This is a genomic window from Parafrigoribacterium soli, assembly GCF_040227235.1.
Lineage (GTDB): Bacteria > Actinomycetota > Actinomycetes > Actinomycetales > Microbacteriaceae > Parafrigoribacterium_A > Parafrigoribacterium_A soli.
The window spans coordinates 455,903-481,438 of the sequence record NZ_JBELNZ010000004.1 but is presented as its reverse complement, the minus strand read 5'-3'; the positions used below and the strand labels follow the sequence as shown (position 1 = coordinate 481,438).

At 67.3% G+C, this 25,536-nt stretch carries 29 protein-coding genes; 3 read left to right on the top strand and 26 right to left on the bottom strand.

The features are described from left to right. Positions 1–4: 4 nt before the first annotated feature. Together ABUA37_RS13540 and ABUA37_RS13535 are read right to left on the bottom strand one after the other, a co-directional pair. Positions 5–1,024 (bottom strand): VOC family protein, encoded by a 1,020-nt coding sequence (locus ABUA37_RS13540; RefSeq protein WP_349899746.1) that lies wholly within the window; start codon positions 1,022–1,024, stop codon positions 5–7. Positions 1,025–1,132: 108 nt separating this feature from the next. Further along, on the bottom strand, positions 1,133–2,056 hold the full coding sequence (locus ABUA37_RS13535; RefSeq protein WP_349899745.1) for a LysR family transcriptional regulator: 924 nt from the start codon (positions 2,054–2,056) through the stop codon (positions 1,133–1,135). 106 nt (positions 2,057–2,162) lie between these two features. Between ABUA37_RS13535 and ABUA37_RS13530 the strand changes: the two genes are divergently transcribed. Together ABUA37_RS13530 and ABUA37_RS13525 are read left to right on the top strand one after the other, a co-directional pair. Continuing rightward, positions 2,163–3,173 carry a fumarylacetoacetate hydrolase family protein gene (locus tag ABUA37_RS13530; protein ID WP_349899744.1) on the top strand — a complete coding sequence of 337 codons (1,011 nt, stop codon included), beginning with the start codon at positions 2,163–2,165 and terminating at the stop codon, positions 3,171–3,173. 94 nt (positions 3,174–3,267) lie between these two features. Further along, positions 3,268–4,518: an MFS transporter gene (locus ABUA37_RS13525; RefSeq protein WP_349899743.1), complete on the top strand. Its 1,251-nt coding sequence runs from the start codon at positions 3,268–3,270 to the stop codon at positions 4,516–4,518. A gap of 124 nt (positions 4,519–4,642) precedes the next feature. Here the strand turns inward: ABUA37_RS13525 and ABUA37_RS13520 are convergent, their stop codons facing one another. From ABUA37_RS13520 to ABUA37_RS13460, 13 genes are all read right to left on the bottom strand, one after another. Beyond that, positions 4,643–4,984 (bottom strand): carbon storage regulator, encoded by a 342-nt coding sequence (locus tag ABUA37_RS13520; RefSeq protein WP_325519505.1) that lies wholly within the window; start codon positions 4,982–4,984, stop codon positions 4,643–4,645. A 13-nt stretch (positions 4,985–4,997) separates the two neighbouring features. Beyond that, the gene (locus ABUA37_RS13515; protein WP_349899742.1) at positions 4,998–5,972 is read right to left on the bottom strand and encodes a hypothetical protein; all 975 of its coding nucleotides are present in this window, start codon (positions 5,970–5,972) and stop codon (positions 4,998–5,000) included. After that, positions 5,947–7,995, bottom strand: a complete 2,049-nt coding sequence (locus tag ABUA37_RS13510; protein ID WP_349899741.1) for a flagellar biosynthesis protein FlhA — start codon at positions 7,993–7,995, stop codon at positions 5,947–5,949. The genes ABUA37_RS13515 and ABUA37_RS13510 overlap by 26 nt, the downstream gene beginning before the upstream one ends. A gap of 16 nt (positions 7,996–8,011) precedes the next feature. Continuing rightward, positions 8,012–9,190 (bottom strand): EscU/YscU/HrcU family type III secretion system export apparatus switch protein, encoded by a 1,179-nt coding sequence (locus tag ABUA37_RS13505; protein ID WP_349899740.1) that lies wholly within the window; start codon positions 9,188–9,190, stop codon positions 8,012–8,014. Continuing rightward, entirely contained in the window at positions 9,191–9,949 is a 759-nt protein-coding gene (locus ABUA37_RS13500) for a flagellar biosynthetic protein FliR (RefSeq protein ID WP_349899739.1), read from the bottom strand. A gap of 1 nt (position 9,950) precedes the next feature. After that, positions 9,951–10,223, bottom strand: coding sequence for a flagellar biosynthesis protein FliQ (fliQ, locus tag ABUA37_RS13495; protein WP_349899738.1), 273 nt, complete (start codon positions 10,221–10,223; stop codon positions 9,951–9,953). After that, on the bottom strand, positions 10,223–11,014 hold the full coding sequence (gene fliP / locus ABUA37_RS13490) for a flagellar type III secretion system pore protein FliP (RefSeq protein WP_349899878.1): 792 nt from the start codon (positions 11,012–11,014) through the stop codon (positions 10,223–10,225). Before fliP ends, fliQ begins: the two co-directional genes overlap by 1 nt. Before the next feature lie 68 nt (positions 11,015–11,082). Further along, entirely contained in the window at positions 11,083–11,670 is a 588-nt protein-coding gene (locus ABUA37_RS13485) for a FliO/MopB family protein (RefSeq protein ID WP_349899737.1), read from the bottom strand. Between the two features lie 4 nt (positions 11,671–11,674). Further along, complete coding sequence (gene fliN / locus ABUA37_RS13480; protein ID WP_349899736.1) at positions 11,675–12,385, bottom strand: flagellar motor switch protein FliN; 711 nt, start codon at positions 12,383–12,385, stop codon at positions 11,675–11,677. Positions 12,386–12,417: 32 nt separating this feature from the next. Continuing rightward, positions 12,418–13,287, bottom strand: a complete 870-nt coding sequence (locus ABUA37_RS13475) for a flagellar motor switch protein FliM (protein ID WP_349899735.1) — start codon at positions 13,285–13,287, stop codon at positions 12,418–12,420. Positions 13,288–13,460: 173 nt separating this feature from the next. Further along, the gene (locus tag ABUA37_RS13470; RefSeq protein ID WP_349899734.1) at positions 13,461–14,273 is read right to left on the bottom strand and encodes an OmpA/MotB family protein; all 813 of its coding nucleotides are present in this window, start codon (positions 14,271–14,273) and stop codon (positions 13,461–13,463) included. After that, positions 14,270–15,070: a motility protein A gene (locus ABUA37_RS13465; protein WP_349899733.1), complete on the bottom strand. Its 801-nt coding sequence runs from the start codon at positions 15,068–15,070 to the stop codon at positions 14,270–14,272. The genes ABUA37_RS13470 and ABUA37_RS13465 overlap by 4 nt, the downstream gene beginning before the upstream one ends. Then, positions 15,070–15,384: a flagellar FlbD family protein gene (locus ABUA37_RS13460; RefSeq protein WP_349899732.1), complete on the bottom strand. Its 315-nt coding sequence runs from the start codon at positions 15,382–15,384 to the stop codon at positions 15,070–15,072. Before ABUA37_RS13460 ends, ABUA37_RS13465 begins: the two co-directional genes overlap by 1 nt. Before the next feature lie 275 nt (positions 15,385–15,659). On the opposite strand from ABUA37_RS13460, the gene ABUA37_RS13455 reads away from it, so the two are divergent. Next, positions 15,660–15,971: a GIY-YIG nuclease family protein gene (locus tag ABUA37_RS13455; RefSeq protein WP_349899731.1), complete on the top strand. Its 312-nt coding sequence runs from the start codon at positions 15,660–15,662 to the stop codon at positions 15,969–15,971. Between the two features lie 74 nt (positions 15,972–16,045). Here ABUA37_RS13455 and ABUA37_RS13450 read toward each other — a convergent pair whose 3' ends face one another. Genes ABUA37_RS13450 through flgB form a run of 11 tightly spaced genes read right to left on the bottom strand, consistent with a single transcriptional unit; the run spans position 16,046 to position 25,437 of the window. Beyond that, a complete protein-coding gene (locus tag ABUA37_RS13450; protein WP_349899730.1) occupies positions 16,046–17,224 on the bottom strand; it encodes a flagellar hook protein FlgE in 1,179 nt (392 codons plus the stop codon). Positions 17,225–17,269: 45 nt separating this feature from the next. Beyond that, a complete protein-coding gene (locus tag ABUA37_RS13445; protein ID WP_349899729.1) occupies positions 17,270–17,698 on the bottom strand; it encodes a flagellar hook assembly protein FlgD in 429 nt (142 codons plus the stop codon). A 17-nt stretch (positions 17,699–17,715) separates the two neighbouring features. Further along, positions 17,716–19,407 (bottom strand): flagellar hook-length control protein FliK, encoded by a 1,692-nt coding sequence (locus ABUA37_RS13440; protein ID WP_349899728.1) that lies wholly within the window; start codon positions 19,405–19,407, stop codon positions 17,716–17,718. Continuing rightward, a complete protein-coding gene (locus ABUA37_RS13435) occupies positions 19,404–19,838 on the bottom strand; it encodes a flagellar export protein FliJ (RefSeq protein WP_349899727.1) in 435 nt (144 codons plus the stop codon). Before ABUA37_RS13435 ends, ABUA37_RS13440 begins: the two co-directional genes overlap by 4 nt. Beyond that, complete coding sequence (locus ABUA37_RS13430) at positions 19,835–21,163, bottom strand: FliI/YscN family ATPase (protein WP_349899726.1); 1,329 nt, start codon at positions 21,161–21,163, stop codon at positions 19,835–19,837. The genes ABUA37_RS13435 and ABUA37_RS13430 overlap by 4 nt, the downstream gene beginning before the upstream one ends. Continuing rightward, positions 21,160–21,780 carry a FliH/SctL family protein gene (locus tag ABUA37_RS13425; protein WP_349899725.1) on the bottom strand — a complete coding sequence of 207 codons (621 nt, stop codon included), beginning with the start codon at positions 21,778–21,780 and terminating at the stop codon, positions 21,160–21,162. The genes ABUA37_RS13430 and ABUA37_RS13425 overlap by 4 nt, the downstream gene beginning before the upstream one ends. Then, positions 21,770–22,792 carry a flagellar motor switch protein FliG gene (gene fliG / locus ABUA37_RS13420; RefSeq protein ID WP_349899724.1) on the bottom strand — a complete coding sequence of 341 codons (1,023 nt, stop codon included), beginning with the start codon at positions 22,790–22,792 and terminating at the stop codon, positions 21,770–21,772. Before fliG ends, ABUA37_RS13425 begins: the two co-directional genes overlap by 11 nt. Next, positions 22,789–24,402 (bottom strand): flagellar basal-body MS-ring/collar protein FliF, encoded by a 1,614-nt coding sequence (gene fliF, locus ABUA37_RS13415; RefSeq protein WP_349899723.1) that lies wholly within the window; start codon positions 24,400–24,402, stop codon positions 22,789–22,791. Before fliF ends, fliG begins: the two co-directional genes overlap by 4 nt. Beyond that, positions 24,402–24,707 (bottom strand): flagellar hook-basal body complex protein FliE, encoded by a 306-nt coding sequence (fliE, locus tag ABUA37_RS13410; protein WP_349899877.1) that lies wholly within the window; start codon positions 24,705–24,707, stop codon positions 24,402–24,404. Before fliE ends, fliF begins: the two co-directional genes overlap by 1 nt. Continuing rightward, entirely contained in the window at positions 24,707–25,096 is a 390-nt protein-coding gene (locus tag ABUA37_RS13405; protein ID WP_349899722.1) for a flagellar basal body rod protein FlgC, read from the bottom strand. Before ABUA37_RS13405 ends, fliE begins: the two co-directional genes overlap by 1 nt. After that, positions 25,096–25,437 (bottom strand): flagellar basal body rod protein FlgB, encoded by a 342-nt coding sequence (gene flgB / locus ABUA37_RS13400; protein ID WP_349899721.1) that lies wholly within the window; start codon positions 25,435–25,437, stop codon positions 25,096–25,098. Before flgB ends, ABUA37_RS13405 begins: the two co-directional genes overlap by 1 nt. Positions 25,438–25,536: the final 99 nt, after the last annotated feature.

Sequence of the window (25,536 nt, the reverse complement as noted above, 5' to 3'; positions counted from 1 at the left end):
CTTCCTAACCGAGCCCGTGCTCCGAGTACGGGTTCAGCAGTCTGTCTTCGGTGCCGGGGAAGACGCCCTCCTCGGTCGCGCTCGGACCATCAGCCGGTGGGAAGGATTCCGTCATCGAGTGCGGCATCTGGCTGTTCTTGTAGAAGTTGTTCGAGCCCTGCGCCGGGTGCCACTCGTAGGGCTCCCAGTCCGGCACGTAGTTGCGGTATCCGCCCGTGTTGACCTCGATGCGGAACGTGGATGGATCGCGGAAGTAGAGGAAGTTCTGCTCGCCGATGCCATGGATGCTCGGCCCGTACTCCATGCCGATGCCGTTCTCCATGAGGATGTCGGCGGCGCGCAGGAGGTCTTCACGGGTGTCGACCCAGTAGGCGAAGTGGTTGGCGCGACCGGCGCGGCTCGAGCCGTCGAGCACGACGCCCAGGTCGTGCGACTTCTCGTTGGTGGTCAGCACGCTGAAGACGCTGATGCCGCCGTGTTCGAGCGTGGTGTGCGCCATGGTGCGGAAGCCGAGGACCTCGGTGTACCACTGGGCGAACTCCTTGACGTTGCTCGCGGCGATGGTGACGTGGTCGAGCTGGCGCGGCGCTACCCCGTGGCGGCTGCGGCGCTCCGGCCGGTCGGGGTAGACGCTCTCGAACTCGCCTTCGCCGTGGAACTTTTCGACCTCCCACACGAGCTCCATCGTGTGTCCCCACGGTCCCGTGTAGATGTACGACCTGCCGTAGCCGGCCTCCGGCTCAGTCCACTCGCCAGTCACGCCGGCGGCCTCGATGCGACGGGCCGCCTCCTCCAGCGCGTCCGCGCACTCGGTGCGCCAGGTCATCCGGGAGAGCGTCGGCTCTTCGCCCTGCGTCAGCACGAGGCTGTACTCGTAGTAGTCGCCCCAGTTGCGCAGGTAGGTGGCGTCGGCCGTGCGCCGGATCACGCGCATACCGACCTGCTCCTCATAGAAGCGAACGGATGCCTCGACATCGGGGGCAGTGAGCCGCACCTGGATGAGCTGGTTGAGCAGTTTGATCATCGTCGATCCTCCAGAGTAGGGAAGCTTTTGAACCACCCTGCCGCCGTGCGGACCTATTGGGAAGCGTGATTTACGAATAGAAAGTATTCGCCACACTGATATGCCCATCTAGGTCGCCGGAGTGAGACTCGTCCTCTCTACGGCCTCGGCGAAGGCCGATCGCAGCCACATGTGCTCTGGGTCGCGATTGTGAACCGCGTTCCACCAGAACGCTTCGCGCAGGGGGACGACCGGGAACGGCGCATCCAGAATGCGCAGCCCACCCGCGCGAGCCATGAGCTCGGCGAGCGACTCCTGCACGAGCGCGATGCGGTCGGAGCCGGCGAGGAGTGCCGGAAGGGCCAGGAAGTTCGGCGTGACCACGTCGATGCGCGGTTCGATGCCGAGCAGCTCCATCTGTTTCGACGCGGGCGTGTACTCGCTCTGCCCGCTGTAGGTGTAGATCCACCTCAGCTCCGAGAGCTGGGCGAGTTCGAGAGTGTCGCCGACGGCGCGATTGGTGTCGGCCACGATGCATACCCAGCGGTCGACGAAGAGGTCCTGGTGCGCGATGTTGTTGAGCACGCCGTGCGGCATGAGCACGCCGTCGAAGTCGCGCAGCGAGTCCGGCGCGTTGGCCACGGCCGTGCTCGTCACGGTGTGGAAGCGAAGCCGTGCGCCGGGAGCGCGATCGGACAGCACCGCGGCGAGTGCCCCGCCGAGAACCGAGACGCAGTAGTCCGACGAGAGAATCGAGAACTCGCGCTGCGTGGTCGACGGATCGAACTCGGCCTGGGCCGAGAAGATTCGGTGCATGCTCACGGTGGCCGAATGGCTGTGCTCCAGCAGCTGCACCGCGAGCGGCGTCAACTCGTAGCTGTTGCCATGCCGCTCGAGCAGCTCGTCGTTGAAGTGGCGGCGCAGTCGACTGAGTGCGGCGGACAGCGCCGGCTGACTCATCTGCATGCGCTGGGCGGCGCGGCTCACGCTGCGCTCCTCGAGCAGGGCGCGCAGCGGCAGCAGGAGGTTGAGATCGACGTTCTGCAGTTGCATGGCGACAGGGTATCAGCCGCGCAAATAGCAGCTATCCCAATCCGTCGGTGTGCAAATAGCCGGATGCGCGGCAGAGTGGGGATATCGAACAGGCAAAGGAGCCAGCATGAGCGAACCGTCACGGTGGGCACTCGGATACTTCTCGCGCGAGGGAGAGTCGTTTACCGGTCTCATCGTGCACGACGAAATTCGCGACCTTCGGGCGGATGCGGCGTCCCTCGGTGGCCTGGACCTCGCGGCCCCGAGCGGCACGAGGCACTTGCTCGAGCAGTGGGGGAGCGCGTTCGACGTGCTGGATCGCCTGGCGACGGACCGGGCGAACGGCTCGTGGCATCCGGCTGACTCGGTGCGCACCCACGCCCCGCTCGAACCGCGGCAGATCATTCAGGCGGGCGCGAACTATCGCACTCACGTCGTCGATCTCGCGGTCGCGCACACCGAGTTGTCGAACGGTCGCACGCTGGAGCAGGTGCGGGCCGACGCCGAACGCACCATGGACGAGCGCAAGGCCACCGGCACCCCGTACCTGTTCATCGGTCTTCCCTCCGCCATCACCGGCCCCTATGACGAGGTGACCCTCCCCGCGTACTCGCAGAAGCACGACTGGGAGCTCGAACTCGCGGCGGTCATCGGCTCGTCCGCTTTCCGCGTGGGCCCGGACGAGGCCCTCGATCACGTCGCGGCCTACGTCATCGTCAATGACCTCACAACGAGGGATGCGGTGTTCCGCAGGGACATGCCGGAGATCGGCGCCGACTGGTTCCGCTCGAAGAACGCCCCGGGGTTCCTGCCGCTCGGCCCCTGGCTGGTTCCGGCCGCCTTCGTCGGGGACCCGCAGGCGCTCGAACTCGAGTTGAGGCTCAACGGCGAGGTGAAACAGGATGCCGTGGCCACCGACATGCTCTTCAGCGTCGCCGAGCTCGTCTCCGCGGCTTCGCAGACGACCGTGCTCGCCCCCGGTGACCTCATCCTGACCGGCAGCCCCGCCGGCAACGGGGCTCACTGGGGCAGGCTGCTGCGGCACGGAGACCGCATGGACTCGACGATCACCGGCCTCGGACACCAGAGCACGCTGGTCTCCTACGAGGCCGCTTCGGGCGCCGAGGGCACCGCCTGAGTTATTCGCGGGGCTGATAGGCGCTATCAGGTTTCACGTCTTCCCGAATATCCCCGGGAGCGCCACAGTGGAGCAACCCTATGGAAGGTGTTCAATGACGAACCAAACTCTCCCCGCCTCGGCGACCTCTAACGAGGCCGTCATCAACCCGAAGACGGGAAGGGCCGCGGGCCCGACCCAGGGAATCATCCTCCTGATCGGAAGCTGTCTTCCCATCCTCGGTGCGGTGCTCCTTGCACCGATTCTCCCGACGCTGAGCTCGGTGTTCAAGTCCTCGCCCGGCTCCGATGCGCTCGTGCCGTTGATCCTCACGATTCCCGCGCTGTTCATCGCGATTCTCGCTCCCTTCGCCGGGGCGATCGCCGACAAGGTCGGTCGCAAGCGCATCCTCATTGCCGCGCTCATCGCGTACGCGATCGTCGGAACCGCCCCGCTCTACCTCGATTCGCTCGGCGCGATCGTGGCATCCCGGGCCGCCGTCGGCGTGACCGAGGCGTTCATCATGACCTGCTGCACCACGCTCATCGCCGACTACTTCACGGGCAACCGTCGCAATAAGTACCTCGGCCTGCAGGCCATCGTCACGTCGCTCGCCGCCACCGTCTTCTTCGGCATCGGCGGCGCCGTCGGCGCATTCGGATGGCGCACGCCGTTCTGGCTCTACGCCGTCAGCCTGATCGTCGCGATCGTGATGCTCGCGGCGATTTGGCCGACGCAGCAGAACGCACAGGGCGCGGAGAAGCACATCGAAAAGCTGCCTGCGATCCCGTGGAAGAAGCTCATGCTCCCGATCGTGGTCTCCTTCCTCGGCGGCATCGCGTTTTACACCCTCATCGTCGAGCTTCCCTATGTGCTCGCAGCCATGGGCGTGACGGATGTGGCGACCATCGGTGCCTGCGCGGCCATCGCCTCGCTCGCGACCGCGATCGGTGCACTGCTCTTCCGTTTCATCGCCCGTCAGGGTGTCGCGGTGCTCTTGCCGGTCGCCTTCGGTCTCTCCGGCATCGGGATGGTGATCGTCTGGTTCGCATTGAGCGTGCCGGTGGCCGTCGTGGGTGCCGTCATCGCGGGCTTCGGCACCGGCGTGCTGCTGCCCACCCTCGTCACCTGGGCGATCGCGCGTCTCGACTACGCCCAGCGTGGTCGCGGCGCGGGCCTGTTTACCGGTGCGCTGTTCCTGGGTGAGTTCGTTACCCCGCTCATCGTGCTCGCTCTGACCGCCGCCGCCGGAACGCTCGGCCTGGCGATCGGCATCATCGGTATCGCGAGTCTCGTGGTCTGCATCTTCCTGGCCATCGTCACGCGCCGCTTCCCGCAGCCCGCTCTCGCCGTCGACGGCGCCTAGCGTCCGGCGCACATCCGCCGAGCGTGCCTGTCAGCGCCGAGCGTGCCCATCCGGACAGGCACGCTCGGTGCGAACGGGCACGCTCGACGTTTCCCACCCTCCCGATGAGGGGCGGATGCGCGGGTTACGGCTGTGCGGGAGGGCGAGGAACCGCGCGAGGCGCTGGCTTCGCGTCCGATGGCTTGGCGACGGCGGCCTTCTGCGCCGCGGCGGCTGATGCCGGCGGCGCGACGTCGGGGCCGAGGCCCAGCGCGGCCTTGAGACGTGCCTCGGCGTCGTTGGCCACGTGGGTGGCCTCGACGTTCGCCTCGGTGACCGCGCGCACGATCTCGTCGCGCTGGATGTTCACGCCACGCGGGGCATCGATGCCAATGCGGATGCCGTCGCCACGGGTGTCGAGGATGGTGATGACGATATCGTCGCCGATGAGCACCCGCTCCCCGGCCTTTCGCGTCAACACCAGCATCGGGCAAGCCTATCTAACTGCCGTATTCCCAGCTCACAGGCAGGCCCAGCGTTGCGACGGTTTCTGGAGTGAGCGTGGCGTCGCGCTGCGTGCCGATCACGGCATCCAGCTGAACGACGCTCGACAGCTTGCGCACCCACCGGGCCGTGTCTTCCGGCTTGCGCGAGGCATCGACGACCGCCCAGACCTGATCGGCGCGCAGCTGCGCGATCGCGGTCGCCTGCGATGACGCGTGCACGCCGCCACTCGAAATGCCGACGGCCACAAACAGCGTCTCGCGCCGCTCGACCCCGCGGGCCCTCGCGAGCAGGGCGTCACGCCGATCGGCGACCCTGGCGAGCCCCGGTGCATCGAGCGCGCCCGAGGTCGCGACCTCCGCCCGGCCGACCGCCGTGGCCATCGCCTTCGCCACGGGGAGTGCCTCGGAACCGAGCCCGACGACGATGACGAGGTCGCCCTGGGAGGAGAGGAGCGTCGGCACGGGAAGCGGGCGCGGCGTTTCCCGGATGATCGGGGTAGCGGTCACGGATTCCAGCTCATCGAGAATGTTGGCGAACTCTCGCGACGACGTGGAGACGGGGAAGCCGTCGTCCGGCTGCTGGTAGCTCACGGTGTCTTCGCCGTCCGCGTCATCGAGCAGTGCGTCGAGGCCGGTCTTCACCGGCTTCGGCGGGGCGGCGGCCGCGGATGGCTTCCGGGGCGCCGGAGCGGGACTGGTCGTTGCCGGTCGAGCCGTCGAGGCGGGTGGGGTCGGCCGCGATGCGGGCGTCGGGGCATCGTGCACCTGGCCGTAGTGGAGCGGCGCGTCCTGGCCGTCCTGCACCTCGACCGTCATCTCGTAGTGACGGTGCCCGAAGAACCCGCCGATGCCGCCCGTGGTGATGGTCTCGACGGAGATGACGCGAGCGCGGGTGCCGTGCTCGGCGAGCACCTTGGCCTTCAACTCTTCGAGCGAGGTGCCATCAAGCTGCAGTAATCGCGGCGACACGGACCACCCCCACGGTTTCGATATCTGCGTTCGACGAGGTTACCTCTTGATAGGAGAGCACGGGTAGCCCGCCCGACTGGGAGGAGACCAGTCTGCGTACGGCCGGGCGCAGCGCGGGGGCGCACACGAGCACGGCTCCCTGGCCGGTCGCCTCCACGGTCGCCAGGGCATCCTTCACCGAGTTGAGCACGGCCTCGATCGTGTTCTGATCCATCATGATCTGCGTTCCGGAGTCCGACTGCCGCATGCCCTCGAGCATCGACTGCTCGACGTTCGGGTCGATCATGATGACCCTCAGCACTGTGCCGTCGATGTACTTCGACGTGATGGCCGGGCCGAGTGCCTGCCTGGCGGTCTCGATGAGGCCCTCCGGGTCGGTGGAGAGCTTCGCCCGCAGCGACAGCGCCTCGTAGATGCGCGGGAGGTCGTTGATCGAGACCTGCTCCGCGAGCAGGCCCTGAAGCACCCGCTGCACCTCGGCGAGCGAGAGCAGGTTCGGCACGAGCTCGTCGACGGCGGAGGGGCTGACGTGCTTGACACCCTCGGTGAGCACGCGAACGTCTTCCCGGGTGAGGAGCCTCGCGGCATTGTTGGTGATGAGCGACGACAGGTGTGTCACGAGAACCGAAACGCGGTCGATGACCGTCGCACCGGTGAGCTCGGCGCTGTGGCGCATCTCGCTCGGGATCCACTTGCCGGCGAGTCCGAACACGGGCTCGACCGTGGCCACGCCCGGGAGCGTGTCGAGCGCGTCGCCGAGGGCGAGCACCTTGCCGCCCGGCGCGAGCCCCTGACCCGCCTCGACACCCGCGATGCGGATCATGTAGGTGCCCGACGGCAGGTCGACGCTGTCGCGCGTGCGCACCGGTGGCACGACAATGCCGAGTTCGAGGGCGATCTTGCGACGCAGGGCGCGCACCCTCGCGAGCAGGTCGTCCGAGGTGCCCGAGACGATGTCCACGAGGTCGGGTGCCAGCAGGATCTCGAGCGCGTGTACGCGCATCTCCTCGATCAGCGTCTCCGTGGTCTCCGTCTCCGGGGCGCGCGCGGTGGTATCCGCGATCTCCTGTGCCACCTGCTTCGCCTTCTCCGAGGCCTTGATGCGCTGCGAGGCGATGATGAGGCCCGCGCCGATGGTGATGAAGGTGAGCAGCGGCATGCCGGGGATGAACCCCATGACGATCGCGGCGCATCCGGCAATCATGAGCGCGGTGCGCGACTGGGTCAGCTGCTTCGATGCTGCCGAGCCGAGGTCGTTCTCGGCGCTCGACCTCGTGACGATCATGCCGGTGGAGACCGCCATGAGCAGCGCGGGGATCTGGGTGACGAGTCCGTCGCCGATGGTCAGCAGCGTGTAGGTGCTGACGGCGCTGCCGATGTCCAGGCCGCGCTGGATCATTCCGATCGCGATGCCGCCGACGACGTTGATGATGATGATGACGAGGCCCGCGATCGCATCACCCTTGACGAACTTGGACGCACCGTCCATCGCGCCGTAGAAGTCGGCTTCCGCGGAGACCTCTGCTCGACGGTGCCTGGCCTGGTCGTCGGTGATGAGGCCGGCGTTCAGGTCGGCGTCGATCGCCATCTGCTTGCCGGGCATGGCATCGAGGGTGAACCGCGCGCCGACCTCGGCGACTCGCTCGGCACCCTTGGTGACCACCACGAACTGGATGACGACGAGGATGAGGAAGATGACGGCGCCGATGATGAGCGAGCCGCCGACGGCGACGTGCCCGAAGGATGCGATCACCTCGCCGGCATAGCCCTGGCCGAGCACGAGCCTCGTGGATGCGACGTTGAGGCCGAGCCGGAACAGTGTGGCGACGAGCAGCAGCGAGGGGAAGATCGAGAAGTCGAGCGGCTTCTTCACGAACATGCTGGTCAGCAGGATGATGAGCGCGAACAGGATGTTGATGATGATGAGGAAGTCGAGGATCCATGCAGGGATTGGCACCACGAGCAGCAGGATGATGCCGACGACGCCGACCGGGACGGCCAGCAGCGTGAGGTTGCGTTTCATTTCTTCTCTCCCGTGGTCATGGAGTGCTCTGAGTCAGTGATCGTGTCGGCGTCATCGTGCGAGCGGCGCCGGTGGTGCGGGTGGCCTGGTACGGCGCGTCGGGAGCCGGACGCTGTGGTGCTGGCGGGGTCATGGTGTGCACACCGGATGCCGCACCTCGCTTGTGCAGGGCCATGACGAAGGCGAGCACGCGGGCGACAGCGTCGTAGAGGTCGACCGGAATCTCCTGGCCGATCTCGCACGCGGCGTGAATCGCGCGGGCGAGCGGGATGTCGCGCACCATCGGCACGTTCTCCTCAGCCGCCTTCTCGCGGATTCGCGCGGCGACCTCGCCCTGCCCCTTCGCGACGACCCTCGGGGCCGACTTGCCGGGTTCGTACTTGAGGGCGACGGCGATGTGCGTCGGGTTGACGACCACGACATCCGCGCTCGCGATGCCCGCCATCATGCGGTTGCGACTCATGATGAGCTGGCGCGAACGGCGCTGCGACTTGATGAGCGGGTCGCCATCCGTGCTCTTGGCCTCGTCCTTGACCTCTTTCTTGCTCATCTTCGTCTTCTTCTGGTTGCGCTTCATCACGACGAAGACGTCGAAGGCGGCGAGCCCGAGGCCCGCGACCACGGCGAACTGGATGAGCGAGCCGGCCCCGGCGCTCGCCGCGTCGAGCAGCGCCGACACCGGCAGCCCGCCCGCACCCATCAGCACCGGCATGAGGGACTCCACGACGACGAGCAGCACGAGGCCTACGACGGCGGTCTTCACGAGAGACTTGACTCCCTCCCACAGCGCCTGGGTGCCGAAGACGCGCTTCACGCCGTTCAGCAGATTGAACTGCTCGAACTTGCCCTCGAACTTCTTGAAGTGGATGCCGCCCTGCAGCGCAGAGCCCAGCAGGATGACGACGGCCACGGCGGCGAGCAGCGGTCCGAGAGTGGCGAGGATGGTCTGCATTCCGTCGCCGAGCATGGTGGTCGCGAGCTCCGGTGTCGGATGCGCGGCGATCGTGCCGATGTTCATGACCTGGTGGGTGCCGGCTTCCGATCCATTCGAGATGGTGATCGGAATCATGACGCCTGCCGCGGCGACGCCGAGCCAGGCGGTGAGGTCCTGCGACTTGGAGAGCTGTCCCTTGGAGCGGACCTCCTTCATCCGCTTCTGGGTCGCGTTTTCGGTACGTTCCTGCGAATCCGCCATTTAGCCCACCCCCGCCAGAACCTTGATGGCGTCGCCGGTGAGCTTCGAGACGACGCCGGGCAGGGCGACGAAGATGACGCTGACGAGCGTTAGGGTCATCATGATCTTGAGCGGGAAGCTCATCGTGAATGCGTTGAGCGCGGGCGCGACGCGGGTGAGCAGGCCGAGGCCGGCGTCGGCGAGGAACAGCACGACAAGCAGCGGGCCCGCGATCTGCACCGAGGCGAGGAACATCTGGGTGAGGCCGGTCGTCATCGCCTGCACCGGCTCGCTGAGGTCAATGCCGCCGCCGATGGGAAAGGCGGTGAAGCTGCGGGTGAGCCCGCCGATGATGATCTGGTACGCGCCGGAGCTGAACATGAGCGCGAGGGCCGTCATCTGGAACAGCCGCGTGAACTGGGCGCCGTTGATCATCGACAGCGGGTCGAAGCCCTGCGCCATCGAGAAGCCACCGAACAGGTCGATGAGGCTACCGGCCGACTGGATCGCGGCGAAGACGAGCATGACGAGCAGTCCGAGCACCGCACCAACGACGAGCTCGAGCACGAGCGCCATGAGGTATTCGGGTGTTTCGAGCGTGTGGTAGTTGCGTGAAACCGCGGGCGAGACGGCGAGCGAGAGCCCGATCGCCAGCATCGCCTTGATTCTGGCCGGGATCGCGTTGAACGAGAACGGCGGCGCGAGAAAGAGGAACACCGTCATGCGCACTGCGGCGAGCGATGTCGACTCGAGCCAGGCCAGGTTCAGCGGAATGTTCACATCAGCCCCCGAGCAGGTTGGGGATCGACGCGAACAGTCCCTGCGTGAAGCTGACCATCTCCGAGATCATCCAGTTGCCGCAGACCACCAGGGCGATGCCCACCGCGGCCGCCTTCGGCACGAACGACAGGGTCACCTCCTGGATCTGCGTGATCGACTGCAGCAGCGAGATCGCGAAGCCGACCACAAGAGACGTGACGAGGATGGGCGCAGACAGCTTCGCAGCGACGATGATGCCCTGCATGGCGATGTCCAGTACGGCATTGGGGTTCATCAGCCACCTCCGTGATAACTCGTGATGAGCGAGGTGATGATCAGTCCCCATCCGTCGACAAGCACGAACAGGAGGATCTTGAACGGGAGCGAGATCATCACGGGCGGCAGCATCATCATGCCCATGGACATGAGCGCGGCGGCCACGACGAGGTCGATGACGAGGAACGGCACGAAGATGACGAAGCCGATGATGAAGGCCGAACGCAGTTCGGAGAGCATGAACGCCGGGATCAGGGTGAGCAGCGGCACGGACTCGGGATTCGACGGGTTGGCCATGCCGGCCGACCTCGTCATGAGTGCGAGGTCCTCCTGTTTGGTGTGCGCGAGCATGAAGTGCTGAAGCGGCGCCGATCCGGCTGACAGCGCATCGTTGAACGACAGCGTGCCGTGCAGGTACGGCTGGATGCCGAGGTTGTTGATGTCGCCGATGACCGGTCCCATGATGAACAGCGTCAGGAACAGCGCGAGCCCGGCGAGCACCTGGTTCGGCGGAATCGACGGCAGCGCGAGCGCGTTGCGGGTGATGGCGAGCACCACGAAGATCTTGGTGAACGAGGTCATCATGAGCAGCAGCGCCGGAGCGACGGACAGCAGCGTGATGCCGACGAGCGTGATGATCGAGCTCGACGGGCCGCCGTTCGGTCCGTTGATCTGCAGCGAGACTCCGCCGAGTCCGTCGGTGGGCGTCGGCGTCGACGGGTCGGTCGGCGGCGTTGGAGCGATCGGAGCGGCCTGACCCGAATTGGCGCTCACCAGCACGATGACGACGATCGACATCAGGACGAGCATGATGGCGATGCCCCAGCGGGCGGCGGTCCAGCGCCGATGCGACCTGGCGTCGCTGACGTCGAAGAGGGTCACCGGCTCCGTCGCAGACTCGCGCCCAGCTGCTTCCAGGTGGCGGGGGAGATGATCGAGCCCGCAAGCGGGCCCTGGCCGGAGAAGGCCGCAACGGGCGCGAGGTCGGGCGCCTTCGTCGTGGTGGCGGTGGCTGAGCCTGTCGAAGCGCGCTTGGTCGCGGTCGCTGAGCCCTTCACGGTCCCTGAGCTTGTCGAAGCGCTGACTGCAGCCTTCGTGACTCGCGCCACGGGCTTCACGGTGGAGATCTTCGCGGCGGTGACCTTGCTCAGCGACTCCGCGAACGCGCGGGCACCGGACGCCGGAGCGGTCGCGGGTGCAACCTCGATGACGGGCTCGGGTGCATCACCGGTCTGCAGCACGCTCACGGCGTGCTCGGTCACTCCGAGCAGCAGGCGGGTGCCCTCGACGTCGATGATCACGACGGATGCCTTGGGCGAGATCGCCTGCTTGGTCACGATGGTCACGGGATGCCCGGCCGCGCTCTTGCGGGAGCCGCGCGTCAGGCGACGCTGCAGCATCCAGAGCAGACCGAGCACGACGGCCAGCGAGACGATGACGCGAGCGCCGGCGAGAAAGGTGTCCATCGGTTCAGCTCATGCTCTCGGCGACGTCGAGGATCTGGGTGATGCGCACGGCGTAGTCCTGATCGACGACCACGATCTCGCCGTGGGCGATGAGGCGGCCGTTGAGCAGGATGTCGGCGGGGGCTCCCGCGGAACGGTCCAGTTCGATCACGGCGCCCGGCTCGAGGTTGAGCACGTCGCGCACGGCCATGCGGGTGCGGCCGATCTCGACCGTGAGCGCCATCTCGACGTTGCTGATGCGGCCGAGCTTGCCGGCGACGCTGCGCTTCGGGTCGGTGGCCGAGCCCCAGATGGCGCCGCCCGCCCGCACCCGGATGGCGAACCAGCCGGCGGCCGTCTTCCCTGCTTTGAGGGCGTAGACGACGGTGTCCTCATCGGCGAAGAGGGCTGCGGCGTCATCGATGGACGCCTCGCCCAGCACACCCGTGCCGAGCGGCGCTGCCGCTGCCTCGAGTGCGGGGCGCAGCACATCCGCGGTGGAGACGAGCGAGTCTGTGCCCGCCGCCTCGGCCAGCGCGGCGGAGTCGGCGAGCACGACGGCGATGTCGGCGGCGGTGGTGCCCACGAAGGATGCGACGACCGCGGAGCCGACCTGGTCGGCGAGCGAGGCGCCATCCTCAACGTGTGTCCAGGTGATGGTCGTCGCGCTGGGCAGCAGGGGCACCAGCGCGTCGGCTGCTGCATCCTGCAGGCTGAGGTTGGTGGACTTCTTCACGGTGTCTCCTTGGTGGTGCGGGAAAGTGGGACTCAGGACTCTGTGCCGACGACGACGCAGGCGAGACGGGAGCCGTTGGCACCGACCGCGGCGTGGCCCATGAGGCGGCCGTCGACAGCCAGTTCGAGTGGACGGTGTTGTGGATGCGGAATCGGCAGCACGTCGCCGACCGCCAGGTTGAGGATGTCGCTGGGCTTCACACTGGCGACCGCGAGTCGCAGCGCGAGCTCCACCGGTGCCCAGGCGAGCTGCACCTCGATGAGCTCCTTGGCTTCGGCGGCGGTTCGCGTGGGGTTGGCGTCGCCGAGCTGCGGGAGCAGGGCCTCCGCGGGAATCGCCACGGTGGCCGGGGCCACGGCGTCACCGACGCGGATGTCGAAGGTCGCGACGATCATGAGGTCGTTCGTCGCGGCGGCCTGGGCGAACTGCGAGTTGTATTGGAAGGCATCCATGCGGATCGCGTTCTGCAGCAGCCCGCCGAGCGAGTAGCGCAGGTCCTCGAGTGCGTCGTCCATGAGGCGGCGGATGAGAGCCTGCTCGACCTGGGTGAACTTGCGCTCCTCGGCCACGTTCGCGCCGTGGCCGCCGAGCATGTATCCGATCCAGCTGAGTGCGGATGAGGTGGGGAACTGGATGATCGCCTTGGGAATGACATCCTCGAGCACGCACAGCACCATGGCCGTGGTCGCGGGCAGCGAGGCGGCGTAGGCGTCGTAGCTGAGCATGATGACCTGCTCGCAGCTGACCTGCGAGAGCACGCGAACCTTGGCGGTGAGCTGGGTGGCCCACTGACGCGCGAAGGTCTCGAAGGCGAGCTCCAGAACGCGCGAGTGTTCGCGCGCGAGCGTGGTCGGGCGGCGGAAGTCGTACACTTCCACCGTCTTGCCCGATTTTGCGGGCACGCCGACAACTGCTTGTTCCTGGACCGTCACAACGAGCACTATCGGCAGGCTGTACCCCACGGTAAGAAATATTGGGCACAGACGTTTGCTGAGTTTGGGCCCACGCCGCCGCTACGTTCCCTTCGACAGGCTCAGGGACCGGAAACTCGGTCGCTGAGCCTGTCGAAGCGCCTTTACGTTCCCTCCAGCGCCTTGTCCACCTCCGCAAGCAGCAAGCGCACCGCATCCGACTGATCAGAGAGCACGACGATGTCCACTCGCCGGTTGAGCGCGAGGTCGTCGGGAGCCGTGCCGGTGGACAGCGGCCTGGCGGAGCCGTAACCGACGGCGCCGATGCGTTCGCCGGGCACGCCGTCGACCTCGACGAGGTGGCGAAGCACCCCGGTGGCGCGTCCCGACGACAGCTCCCAGTTTGTCGGATAGGGATACGTTGCCTGGCGGGCGTCGGCGTGACCCTCGACGGAAACGCTGTACGGGCTCTGCCTCAGCGGCGGGCCCACCGCATCCAGTACCCGGATCGCGACGGCGCTCAGGTCGGTGCGGTTCGTGTTGAAGTAGGTCTCGGAGCCGACGAGGCGCACGGTGAGGCCGCGTCCGTCGATGGTGAACTGCACCGCCGAGGCCAGACCGGCGGCCTGAAGGTTCTGCTTCATCTCCTCGCGGAGGGCGATGAGGTTGGTGACCTCGATGGTCGCCAGCTGGCGGTTCTTGCTGTCGAGGCTCTTCGCCTTGACGTCGAGCTTGTCGGGCGGAACGATGACGCCCTCGTTGATGTCGATGTGCTTGGATGCGACCGTGCCGAAACCGGTCGCGAGCGAGTTGCGCAGCTCGTCGAACTTCTTCTGGTCCACGACGGACATCGCGAACAGAACGATGAACATGCACATGAGCACGGTGACCATGTCCATGTACGACGCCATCCAGCGTTCGCTATTGTCGTGTTCCTCTTCTTCGCCCCGCTTCCGGCGCTGCGGCCGGAGACTCATGCCGCGGCCGCGTCGTCTTTGTCGGCTTTGCCGCTCTTGGCGGCCTTTTGCGGCGCGGACGGAATCATCGCGCGCAGCCGCTCACCGAGCAGTCGCGGCTGGCTGCCAGCCTGTACGGCGAGTACGCCCTCCATGAGGAGCGTCTTGCCCTCGATCTCGAGTTCGGAGAGACGCTTCATTCTGGCGCCGATGGGGAGCCACAGGAAGTTGGCCGACAGCAGACCCCAGAGGGTCGCTACGAAGGCGCTCGCAATCATCGGGCCGAGTGTTGCCGGCGATGACAGGTTTTCGAGCACGTGCGTGAGCGAGACGACGGTTCCGATGATGCCGATTGTCGGGGCGTATCCACCGAGGCTGTTGAAGAACTTGGCCGCCGTGCGACCGAGCTTGGCCTGGGTCTCGATCTCGTCCTCAAGCAGGATGCGCAGCTCGTCGCCATCCGTACCGTCTGCGATGTTCTGCAGGGCGCTGCGGAGGAAGGTGTCGTCGGAGTCGTCCGCCTCCTGCTCAAGCGACAGCAGGCCCTCGCTGCGCGCCTTCTCGGCGAGCGACACGACCCTGTTGATGACCTCTTCCGGGTCGTGGGTCTTGCCACGGAACGTGCTGGGCAGCGCCTTGATGGCGATGAGGAAGTCCTTGATCGTTCCTCCGGCGATGCCGACGGCGATCGTGGCACCGAAGACGAGCACCATGGGCGCCGGGATGAGGATGGCTGAGACGCTGCTCCCCTCCATGGTGAGCATGGCGAGGAGTGCGCCGAACGCAACGACGATTCCGATGAGTGTTGCGGGATCCATTACAGCTTCCTGGGGCGCGAGGGCAGTGGTTCTTCGTGTGCGTCCGTCGGGTCGGCTGCAGTCTCGGGAAAGGGAATGACGCCCAACTGCCGGCCTGCCTGTGGCTGCTCGGCAACGGAGAGATTCTGGGCCAGCGAGACGACGCGTGCGCGATACTGGGCGATCCGTTCGATGATCTCGCTCATGGACTCGGTGACGATGTACTTTGCGCCGTCGACCATGACCAGCGTCGTATCCGGATTCGCGTTGATGCGTTCGATGAGATCAGGGTTGACGGCGAACTGAGTATCGTTCAGCCGCGTGACAACAATCATGATCCCATCCCTGGATACGTTAAATCAGGCTCATCCTGAGCCATCACAGACCACTATCGGCCGGCTCCTCCGCCCCGTTAGGCGTGGCTTCCGCCTCGGGCGTCGGTCGCTGAGCCTGTCGAAGCGGAGCGTGTGGTTCGGTCGCTGAGCCTGTCGAAGCGCGTGGCAGGTTCCCCTCGACAACCTCAGGGAACGAGCCTGTCGGTCGCTGAGCCTGTCGAAGCGCCCTGTGGAGAACTCGCACACCTGCGCCGCGAGTCGGCAACACTCGCCCGATGGCCTGGGTCTATATCGTGCGTTGCGCGAACGGCGCGTTCTACACGGGAAGCACGCTCGACCTTGAGCGGAGATTGGCGCAGCACAACCTGGGTGAGGGATCGAACTTCACCCGCAAGCATCGCCCGGTCGAACTCGTCTTTGCCGAAGCATCCGAGAGTGTCGAGACGGCGTTTGTGCGCGAGAAGCAGATTCAGGGATGGAGTCGCGCGAAGAAGCAGGCGCTCATCGACGGCCGGCTCGAGGATCTGCCAGCGCTTGCTCGCAGGTTCCCTTCGACAGGCTCAGGAAACGAGCCTGTCGGTCGCTGAGCCTGTCGAAGCGCGGGAACATGGATTCGGCAGGCTCAGTGACCGAACGTCACCGAGCCTGCCGAAGCGAGGGACTAGCGCTTGAGGTTGGTCAGCTCCTGCAGCACGTCATCCGAGGTGGTGATGATGCGGGCGTTCGCCTGGAAGCCGCGCTGGGCGACGATCAGGTTGGTGAACTCCTGCGAGAGGTCGACGTTCGACATCTCGAGCGCGCCGCTCGTGAGCGAGCCCAGTCCGCTCTGCCCGGCCACGCCGAGCTGGGCCGCACCTGAGTTGAACGTGGACGTGTATGACGACGATCCGGCCTTCTGCAGACCGCTCGGGTTCACGAAGGTGGCCAGCGCGATCTGTCCGATCGCCTGCGATGCCCCGTTGCTGAACGAACCGACGAGCGTGCCGTCGGGCGAGAGCGTGAAGGTCTGCAGCGTTCCGGCGTCGCGACCGTTCTGGTCGGTGATGGATGCCGTGGTCAGGCCCGCGTATCCGGTCGCGGTGCTGAGGTCGATGGCGACTCCGGCCGCGGTGATCGAGGTGCCGCTCGTGAGCTTGCCGTTGGTGAACGCCATCGACGTGGTGGTGACCGTGGGTGGCGTGGCTCCGTCGCTGTAGCTCGCGTCCCATCCGGCTGCCGTCTTGGTGAAGGTGAGCGACAGTTGCGAAGCGTTGCCGCTCGCGTCATAGACGGTGGTGTCGCGCGTGAGCACGGTTCCGGTCGCCGCGTCGCCCGGCAGGTTGCCGCCGACCTTCGCCGTGGTGGTGGCGATGGCGGGGGAGACCGCGTTCTTCGGAAGGGTGACGTTGCCGACGGGTCCGCCCGCGTCGACGACACCGTCGACCGCGGTCCAGCCCTGCACGATGGCGCCGTCAGGCGTCACCAGGCGACCCTGCGGGTCGAAGTCGAGCGCACCCGCGCGGGTGTAGGCGGTCTGCCCGCCGCTCGAGGTGATGAAGAAGCCGTCGCCCGAGATCATCACGTCGAGCGCGCGACCGGTGGACTGGGTTGAACCCTGCGCGAAGTTGGTGGAGATGCCCGCCACCTTCACACCGAGACCGATCTGGGCGGGGTTCGTACCACCCGTGGTCGCCTGCGGGCTGCTCGCACCCTTGGTGAGCTGCGAGAGGGTGTCTTCGAACTGCGTTGCGGATGCCTTGAAGGCGACCGTGTTGACGTTGGCGATGTTGTTCGCGGTCACGTCGAGCATGGTCTGGTGTGAGCGGAGACCGGAGATTCCGGAGTAGAGCGAACGAAGCATGGTGTTGCGCCTTTCAATGGTTGGTGCGTGAGAAGTTCAGGGTGTTCAGGATGTCGAGGTGACGCCGGAGATGGAGTCGAGGGCGACCTCGACACCGTTCACGGTGACGGTGGGTTTCGGACCGGCGAACGAGACGGCGCTAGCGGTGCCGCTGATGGTCGTGCCGTTCGCGTCCGCGTAGCTGACCTTCTGGCCGATCATCGACGATGCGGCGATGCGCATCTGCAGTGCGAAGCTCTCGGTGCCGGTGCTGCTCAGGCTGGTGAGCTGCTCCATCATCGCGAGCTGCGTGGTCTGGCCGATCATCTGGTTGGTGTCCATCGGCGAGCTCGGATCCTGGTTCTTCAACTGGGTCACGAGGAGGGACATGAACGCCTCGCTGTCGAGCGTCTGCTTGGGCGTTCGAGTGGGCGCGGTGGCATACATGCCTCCGGCGCCCTGTGTGCTGGCTACGCCAGCAACTGCTGCTGTCATGGTCGTCTTCTTCCCTGCTAGGCCATCACGTCGATGGAAGATGCATGCTGGCCGGATCGCACGGTCGTGCGAGTCGGTTCAGCGTCTTGTGCGTCCATGCGGGGTGAGCCGAGCGCTGGACCGCGCTCGGATCGTGAAGCGGCGCCATCCTGGTTGCCGTTGTTGCCATTGGTGCCGCCCTGGCCGAAGCCGAGACCGCTGTTCGTGCCCGCGCCGCCGCCCTGCTGGTTGCCCGCGGTTGCGGTGCTGGTGGGCTGGTTCTGGGTGGAGAGCTGCAGGTTGCTGTTCATGCCGGTGCCCGCGAGGTCGCGCCGAAGCTCCGGCATGATGCCGCGGAGGGCGTCGCGACCGAGGTCGTTAGGAGCGAACAGTTCGATGCGGATGCCCTGCGAACCGACGTGCGCGCGCACGGTCACCGGCCCGAGGTTGTCTGGCGTCACGCTCAGCGTGACGACGTGGTCACCGGATGCCGCCCTGGTGAGAGCGACGATCGGTTGCGAGAGTTGCGTGGCCAGCGGTGGTGACGGAGGCGCGGGCGGGGCGGCGGGAGCGGCCGCCTGTGTCGCGGCAACGGAGGTGGTGGCGACCGGCGCGACCTGCACCTGCGCCGCCTGCGCGACGGTCGTGGCGCTCGAGACGGGCTGGGCTGCCGCCGGCTGTGCCGGGGTGGCCTGGTTAGCGTCGGCGGATGGTGCTGTCACGGTCGGGGCGGGCACGGCCGTCTGGGTCGCCGGCGCCGCAGCCTCGTCGTTCGCGTGGTTGGCAGCGGGGCGTGCCGCCTTGGCCTGCGCGGTGGCGTCGTCAAGTGCCGGTGCGCTCGCAGGCTGGGCCGCAGCGGATGCGGCCGCAGCGGGCGTGGCAACAACCGCGGGACCGGCCGGGTTCAGCGGCGCGGTCGCCAGCGGTGCGGTCGGCGTTGCCGTGGCGGTTGTGCCGCTTGTGCCGCTCGCCGCGAGCGACGTGGTTGCCGGTGCAGGCGTCGGCGCTTGCGCCGCCGCAGCTGCTGCGCCAGGAAGGACGGTGGCAGTGCTTGCCGCGGCGCTCACGCTTGCCGGTGCCGTGGCGGGAACAGGGGTGGCCGTCTTCTCGATTACCGTGGGCCGCACGCTCGCGGTCGCCACGGCCGCGACACTGACAGGAGCCGTCGCGATCGCTGCGCCAGCAGCGGCCGCCTGTGCGGGGACGGTTGCGGCGAGCTGTGCGGCGGGGTCGGCGACGATCGTCGCCGGCACCATCGATGCCTGAGCGGCCGCCGCCTGCGCGGCAAAGGGCTGAGCGACGGTGGCCTGCGCCGTCGTCACCTGACCGGCCGCCTGAGCCAATGTCTGTGTCGAAGTCTGGTCGATGGTCGCCTGGCCGGTCGGGACATCCGTGGTCGATGCGGTCGCTTGCGCGTCCTGGTTCACGGCGCCCTGACGCGGATCGGAGTCGGGTCGCTGGGTCGTCGCGGATTCCTTCGCGGCTGCCCGAACATCCGTGCCCCTCGGCTCGCCGTCGGACTGCCGAGGCTGGTGCGCGGCCTCGCGAGCGGCGGGGTCCCTGCGCTCCGGCGCGCTGTGGCGAGCGGCGGCGCGATCACCCGCGCGGGCGCCCATGGCCTGCTGCATGGCGGCGCCGAACGCGTCGCCCTGGGAGCTGGTGCCCTTGACGGGCGCTGCGGAACGCTCGGGCGCGGTCGCGCTCGCGAGCAGGAAGTTGCTGATGCTCATGATCTGGTCCCTTCACGATCGGCGTGCCACGCGGTGGAGGCGATCTCGTCGATCACGGTCTGTTCGGCGCGCAGCTCCTCGACCATCACGGTCTCGAGGTGCTTCGCCTCGAGCTTTTCGAGCGCCACGGCCTTCGCGCGAGCGGTGCCGTACGCCGCGGTCGCCTGCTCGGTCTCGGCGCGCTGCTGCACGAGCATCGAGTCGAGGTCGGCAAGCATGCTGCGCATGGATGCCCGGCCGGCGGCCATGGCATAGAGCGATTCCGTGCTACTGATATCCGAGCGCGTCGCACCGAGTGCGGCCCTGGCCCGATTACGCTGCACCGAGGTGCTGTCGAGGCGAGCGTTCGCGGAGGCGAGCTGGCCCGCGGCCTCGTCCTGCTGCAGGTGGCGAAGGCGCAGCAGCCCTGCGAGCGAGAACTGGCGGCTCATGCGGGCACCGCCATCGCGGAGTTGAGGCTCTCGAGCCAGGCCCAGGATGCCTCTGCCGTGACGCGTTCGTCCATGCCCTGCTGCAGGAAGGCGTTGATCGCTGCCTCGTGCTGAACGGCGGCATCCACGAGCGGGTTGCTGCCCTGGTGGTACGCGCCGACATCGAGCAGGTCCTGCGCGGACTTTCGGGCGGCGAGCACCTTACGCAGCGCGACGGCCGCGGCGGAGTGCTCACGGGTGTTGACCCTGCTGGCGACGCGCGAGATCGAGGCGAGGGCATCCACGGAGGGGAAGTGGCCGAGAACGGCGAGCTTGCGGTCGAGCACGACGTGACCGTCGAGGATCGAGCGAGCTGCGTCGGCGATGGGTTCGTTGTGGTCGTCGCCATCCACGAGCACCGTGTAGATGCCCGTGACGGAGCCGGTTTCCGCCGTGCCGGCTCGTTCGAGCAGTTGGGCGAGGAGCGAGAAGGTCGACGGCGGGTAGCCGCGGGTTGCGGGAGGTTCGCCGACGGAGAGGCCGATTTCGCGCTGGGCCATCGCGACGCGGGTCAGCGAGTCCATCATGAGCATGACATCCGCACCGCCGTCGCGGAATGACTCGGCGATGCGGGTGGCGACGAAGGCGGCGCGAAGTCGCATGAGTGCTGGCTCGTCCGAGGTGGAGACGACGACGATGGAGCGCGCGAGGCCCTCCGGTCCGAGGTCGTCCTCGAGAAACTCGCGAACCTCGCGGCCGCGCTCGCCGACGAGGGCAATGACCGAGACCTCCGCCTCCGTGCCCCTGGCGATCATGGATAGCAGCGAGGACTTGCCCACGCCGGAACCTGCGAAGAGGCCGAGGCGCTGACCCTTGCCCACCGTGGTGAGCGTGTCGAGCACGCGCACCCCGAGCGGCAGCGGGGTGGTGATGCGGGCGCGGTGCATCGCGGATGGCGTGTCATTGTCGAGCGACACGTAGCCGCTGCTGGAGAGCGGTCCCTTGCCGTCGATCGGCCGCCCGAGGCCGTCGAGTACCCGCCCGAGGAGGCCGCGGCCGGTAGGAACGAGATTGGGACGGCGGCTGGACCGTGCCGGTGCACCAGCGCCGACGCCCACCATCTTTCCCAGCGGCATGCAGCGCACACCGGTTCTCGTCGTCGCGACCACCTCGGCTTCGATGCCCGGCTCTTCGCCGATGGTCACGAGGTCGCCGATGGCGCAATCGAGACCGCTCAGTTCAACCCCGAGCCCAATAATGGAGGAGACGACGCCGACGCGTTGGGGTGCCACAGAGGCGACGGCGGCCGTGAACTCTGCGGCGTGGGGACGCCAGGTCGTCGTCATATCGTCTCCCCAAGCAGTGCTGCCCTGGCGCGATCCAGGGCGGTGCGGATGCGCGCATCCAGGTATCCGTCGGCGAAGTCACCCAGGGCGTCGCCGCGCTCCAGGCTCGCGTCGGCGACGATCTCTACGCCGGACGCGCTGTGCGCGGCGTCGGGTGCCGTTCCGTCGAGCTCGGCGATGTCGGCCGGGTGCATCCGGACGGTCAGAAGCATCTTCGGGTCCGCGTGCTCGAGCACCCGGGCCAGCGCGGCGCGAGCGGAACGCGGGCCGTCGGCCAGTTCGTAGCCGAGGATCGCCTCGGCGAGTTCGATGGCGCTCGAGACGAGCACATCCTGCGCCTGTTCGATGGTGGGAATCGCGCGATCGTGCAGTTGGCGGGCCGCCGTATCGAGGGCAGCGAGGGCCGCGTCGAGCTGCGCGTTGCGAACGTTCAGCATCGCCGTGGTCTCGGCGTTCAATTCGACGACGCGCGCCTCAGCCTCCCTCGCCGCAGCGCGAAGGCCCGAAGCGTAACCGGCCGCATGCCCGCGGGTGCGCGCCTGCGCATCCATCGCATCCTGGTTGGGGTGCTTGAGCGCGGGAAAGGTCAGTGCGGCGAAGCCCGAATCAATAGACATATTCGTCCTCCTCGCCGCGTTGCACGGTGATGCTGCCCTGCGATTCGAGGTCGCGAATGGCGCGCACGATGTCGGCGCGAGCCTCCTCCACCTGCGACACGCGCACCGGCCCGAGGATCTTGACCTCGTCGTCGAGGATCTCGCGGTTGCGTTCGGAGAGGTTGGACCGGATGATCTCGATGACGACCTCCGGCGAGCCCTTCATCGCCACGGCGAGCACGCCCGCGTCGATGCCACGCAGCACCTGCTGCACGTCGCGCGGCTCGAGCTTGACGATGTCGGCGAAGGTGAGCATGCGCGAGCGCACCTCTTCGGCGAGATCCGGGTCGTTCTCATCGAGCGATTCGAGCAGTGCGCGCTCGGTGGCGACATCCGCCCGGTTGATGATGTCGACCAGCGGTTGGATGCCGCCGACCACCTCGACGGTGTCGGTGAGGGAGACGACGGCGCCGGCCCGCACCCGCAGGGTGTCGGTGACGATTCTGACCGCCTCCGGTGTTGCGGTGCCCATGGTGGCGATGCAGCGGGCGACGTCGGTGCGGAGGGCCTCGTCGAGGCCGGAGATGATGGGGGAGGCGAACTCGGGCCGCAGGTGTGCGAGCACGAGCGCGATGGTCTGCGGCAGTTCGCCCTCGAGCAGTGCGACGACGTGACGCGGCTCGGTCTGCTCCAGGAACTCGAAGGCCTTGCCGGCCATGCTCGAGGCGACGCGGTTCATCACGCCGGCGGCGCGCTCCGCTCCGAAGGATGCCTCCAGCAGCCCCACGGCGACGTCACGTCCACCTCGTGCGAGCGCTGCACTGCGCACGGTCATGTCGTGGAATTCGCTGAGCGTCTTCTCGGCGACGACGGAATCGACCCGGCGCAGGCGCACGATCTCGGCGACGATCTCCTCGGCCTCGTGCTCGCTGAACTCCTTCAGCACACCTGCGGCGCGCTGACTGTCCATGTTCATGAGCACGACGGCGACCTTCTGGGTGCCGCTCAGGCCGGGCTCGACCGCGTCGCTCATGCCGGCTGCCTGTCATCCATCATGCTGCGCAGGTACTCGGCGGTCTTCTGCGGGTCACGCTGGGCGAAGGCCTCGATGTCGGCCCGTCGGCTCGCGGCCTCGCTCGAGGATGGCGCGGTCGGTGCGCCCTCGAGCAGCTGAGCGGTGGAGACGGGTGCCTGCAGCTGCGATGCGCTGCGTGCCTGAGGAAGCTGCATCGGCACGGTGGGTGCATTCAGCATCTCGGAGAGCAGGCCCTCTTCCTCCTCGTTGCGACGGCGGCGGCTGCGGCGCAGCAGGAACAGGATGACGAGCACGGGGATGAGGACGCCGACCGTGATGATCGCGGTCGTGATGATTCCGGTGAGGCGGTCGGCCTCGGCGGCCTTCGCCGCGGCACCGAGTGCCTGCGCGGCCGTGGTGGCGCCCGTCGTGCTGAACGGCACGACCTCGACGCTGACCTTGTCGCCCCGGGTGGTGTTGATTCCGGCGGCGGCCGAGACGAGGGCTGAGATCTCGGAGACCTTGAGGCCGGTCGCTGCCTTCGAGTTGAGCGCGACGGAAACCGTTTGACGGGTCATTGCGCCGGCGGGAATGGTGCGGTTCTCGGTGATCTTGTTCAGGGCGTTGTTCTTGATCTGGCTCTGGCTGGTGCCGCCGGTCGTCGTGCCGCTGCCGTTCGGCACCGCGATGTTGTCTGGGCCGAGCACGCCGGCCGACCCGCTGCCGCCGCTCCCGCTCGCTCCGGTCTGCTTATCGGTCGATTCGCTCAGCGTCGGCGAGCCGTCGGGGGTCGAGTAGGTCTCCTCGACGCGGTTGGCCGATTCCTGGCTCATGTCTGCGGCCACGGCCACCGTCGCGTTGCCCGGTCCGACGACGCGGTCGAGCATGGTCTGCACGGTGTCGCGCACGCTGGTCTCGTAGTCGGAGGACTGCTTGCTCGCGCTGCCGGTCGCGCCGGTGCCCACCGCGGAGAGCACCTGGCCGTCGGAGTCGACGACGGCGACATCCGTGGCCTTCATGCCGTCGATGGAGGCGGAGGTGAGGTGCACGATGGCCTGCACCTGGTCGGCAGAGAGCGTGACGCCGCTGTCGGTCTGGATGAAGACGGATGCCGTCGGGTCGGCCTTCTGCTCGGTGAAGACGGTGTCCTTGGGGATCGCCAACTGCACCGACGCCATCTTGACGCCCTTGAGAGCCTGGATCGTGGAGGCGAGCTCACCCTCAATGGCACGCTTGTAGGTCACCGACTGCTGGAACTCCGAGGCCGTGACGCCCATCTTGTCGAGCAGTGAGTATCCGCCGTTGCTGCTCGTCGGCAGTCCCGCGGATGCGGCCTTGAGCCGCTCGTTGTAGACGCTCGCCTCGGGCACAAGAATCGTCGCGCCACCATCGGAGAGCTGGTACGGAACGTTGTCGGTCTTCAGCTGGTCGACGATCGTGCTGGCGTCGGAGGCGGCGAGGCCCGAAAACAGCGGCGTGTACGAGGGCTGGCTGACCCACACGGTGAGGCCCGCGATGCCGAGCACGAGCACGGCGACGCCGATGAGGGCGAGGGTGCGCTGGGCAATGGTGAACTCACGGATCGCCGTGAACAGGCGCCGGAACGCGGAAGTGACCTGGGCGGGCATCAGGCCTGCATCCTCATGATCTCGTTGAACGCGTCGACGCCCTTGTTACGCACGGCGGCGACGAGTTCGAGGGTGACCTGCGCGCGGGTTGCGGCGATCGTGGCGTCGTGGATGTCCTGGAGGTTGCCGGTCACGGCCTGGACGGCCAGCGCATCCGAGTTGTTCTGCAATTGCTGCAGGTTGTCGATCGCGCCGCCGAGAGAGTTCGCGAAGGCCGAACCGTCGCTCGAGCCCGTCGCCTGCACGGCCGGCGCGATGCCTGCGCTCGTGATGCCCTGGACGGCACCAATAAGGGGGATGGACATCATTTACCAATCTGCAGTGCGGCCTGGTACGACTCCCTGGCGCGGTCGACGACGGCGGCGTTGGCCTGGTAGCCACGCTGCGCCATGATCAGTTCGGACATCTGGTCGCCGAGGTCGATGTCTGGTCGCTTGACCATGCCATTCGCGTCGGCGAGGGGGTTGGTGGGGTCGTAGGCGAGGATGCCGTCGGCGCTCCCGTAGGCAGCCCCGGCAACATAGACGCCGGAGTTACCCTGGCCCTCCTGCGCCACGACGTAGCGAGCCTGAAACGCCGGGCCGCTCGTTGGCTTGACGGTGTTGACGTTGGCGATGTTGTCTGAGATCGCGTCGAGCCAGTGCCGGTGCAGCGTGAGCCCGGTGGCAGCGATTCCGATGGCGTCGAAGGTCATCAGTTCGTCCTCATCGCCGCGCGCACCCAGTTGAACTCGTTGCCCACCGATTGTGCCGCGAACTGGAAGCGCAGCACGGTGTCGACGTTGGAGAGCGTCTCGGTGTCGAGGTTGACGTTGTTGCCGTCTGTTCTGGTGGGTTCGAGCGATCGCGCGACGGTCGCCTCGGCGTGGCCGTCGCCGGCCTTCACGGATGCGGCGAGGGCGTCTTCGAAGCTGACGCGCTTGGCCTGGTATCCGCGCGTGTTGATGTTGGCGATGTTGTTCGCGATGGTGCGCTGTCTCAGCGCGAGACCGTCCAGTGCACTCGTGAGCGCAACGGTCGTGACCGAATTAAGCACGGATATCCGTTCCCCCTAAAACAAACGGCCAATCCGTGGCCTAGAGGTGAGCGATCCATGCTCTCCACTGCTCTCTATCGGCATCCCCCCGGCTGCCGT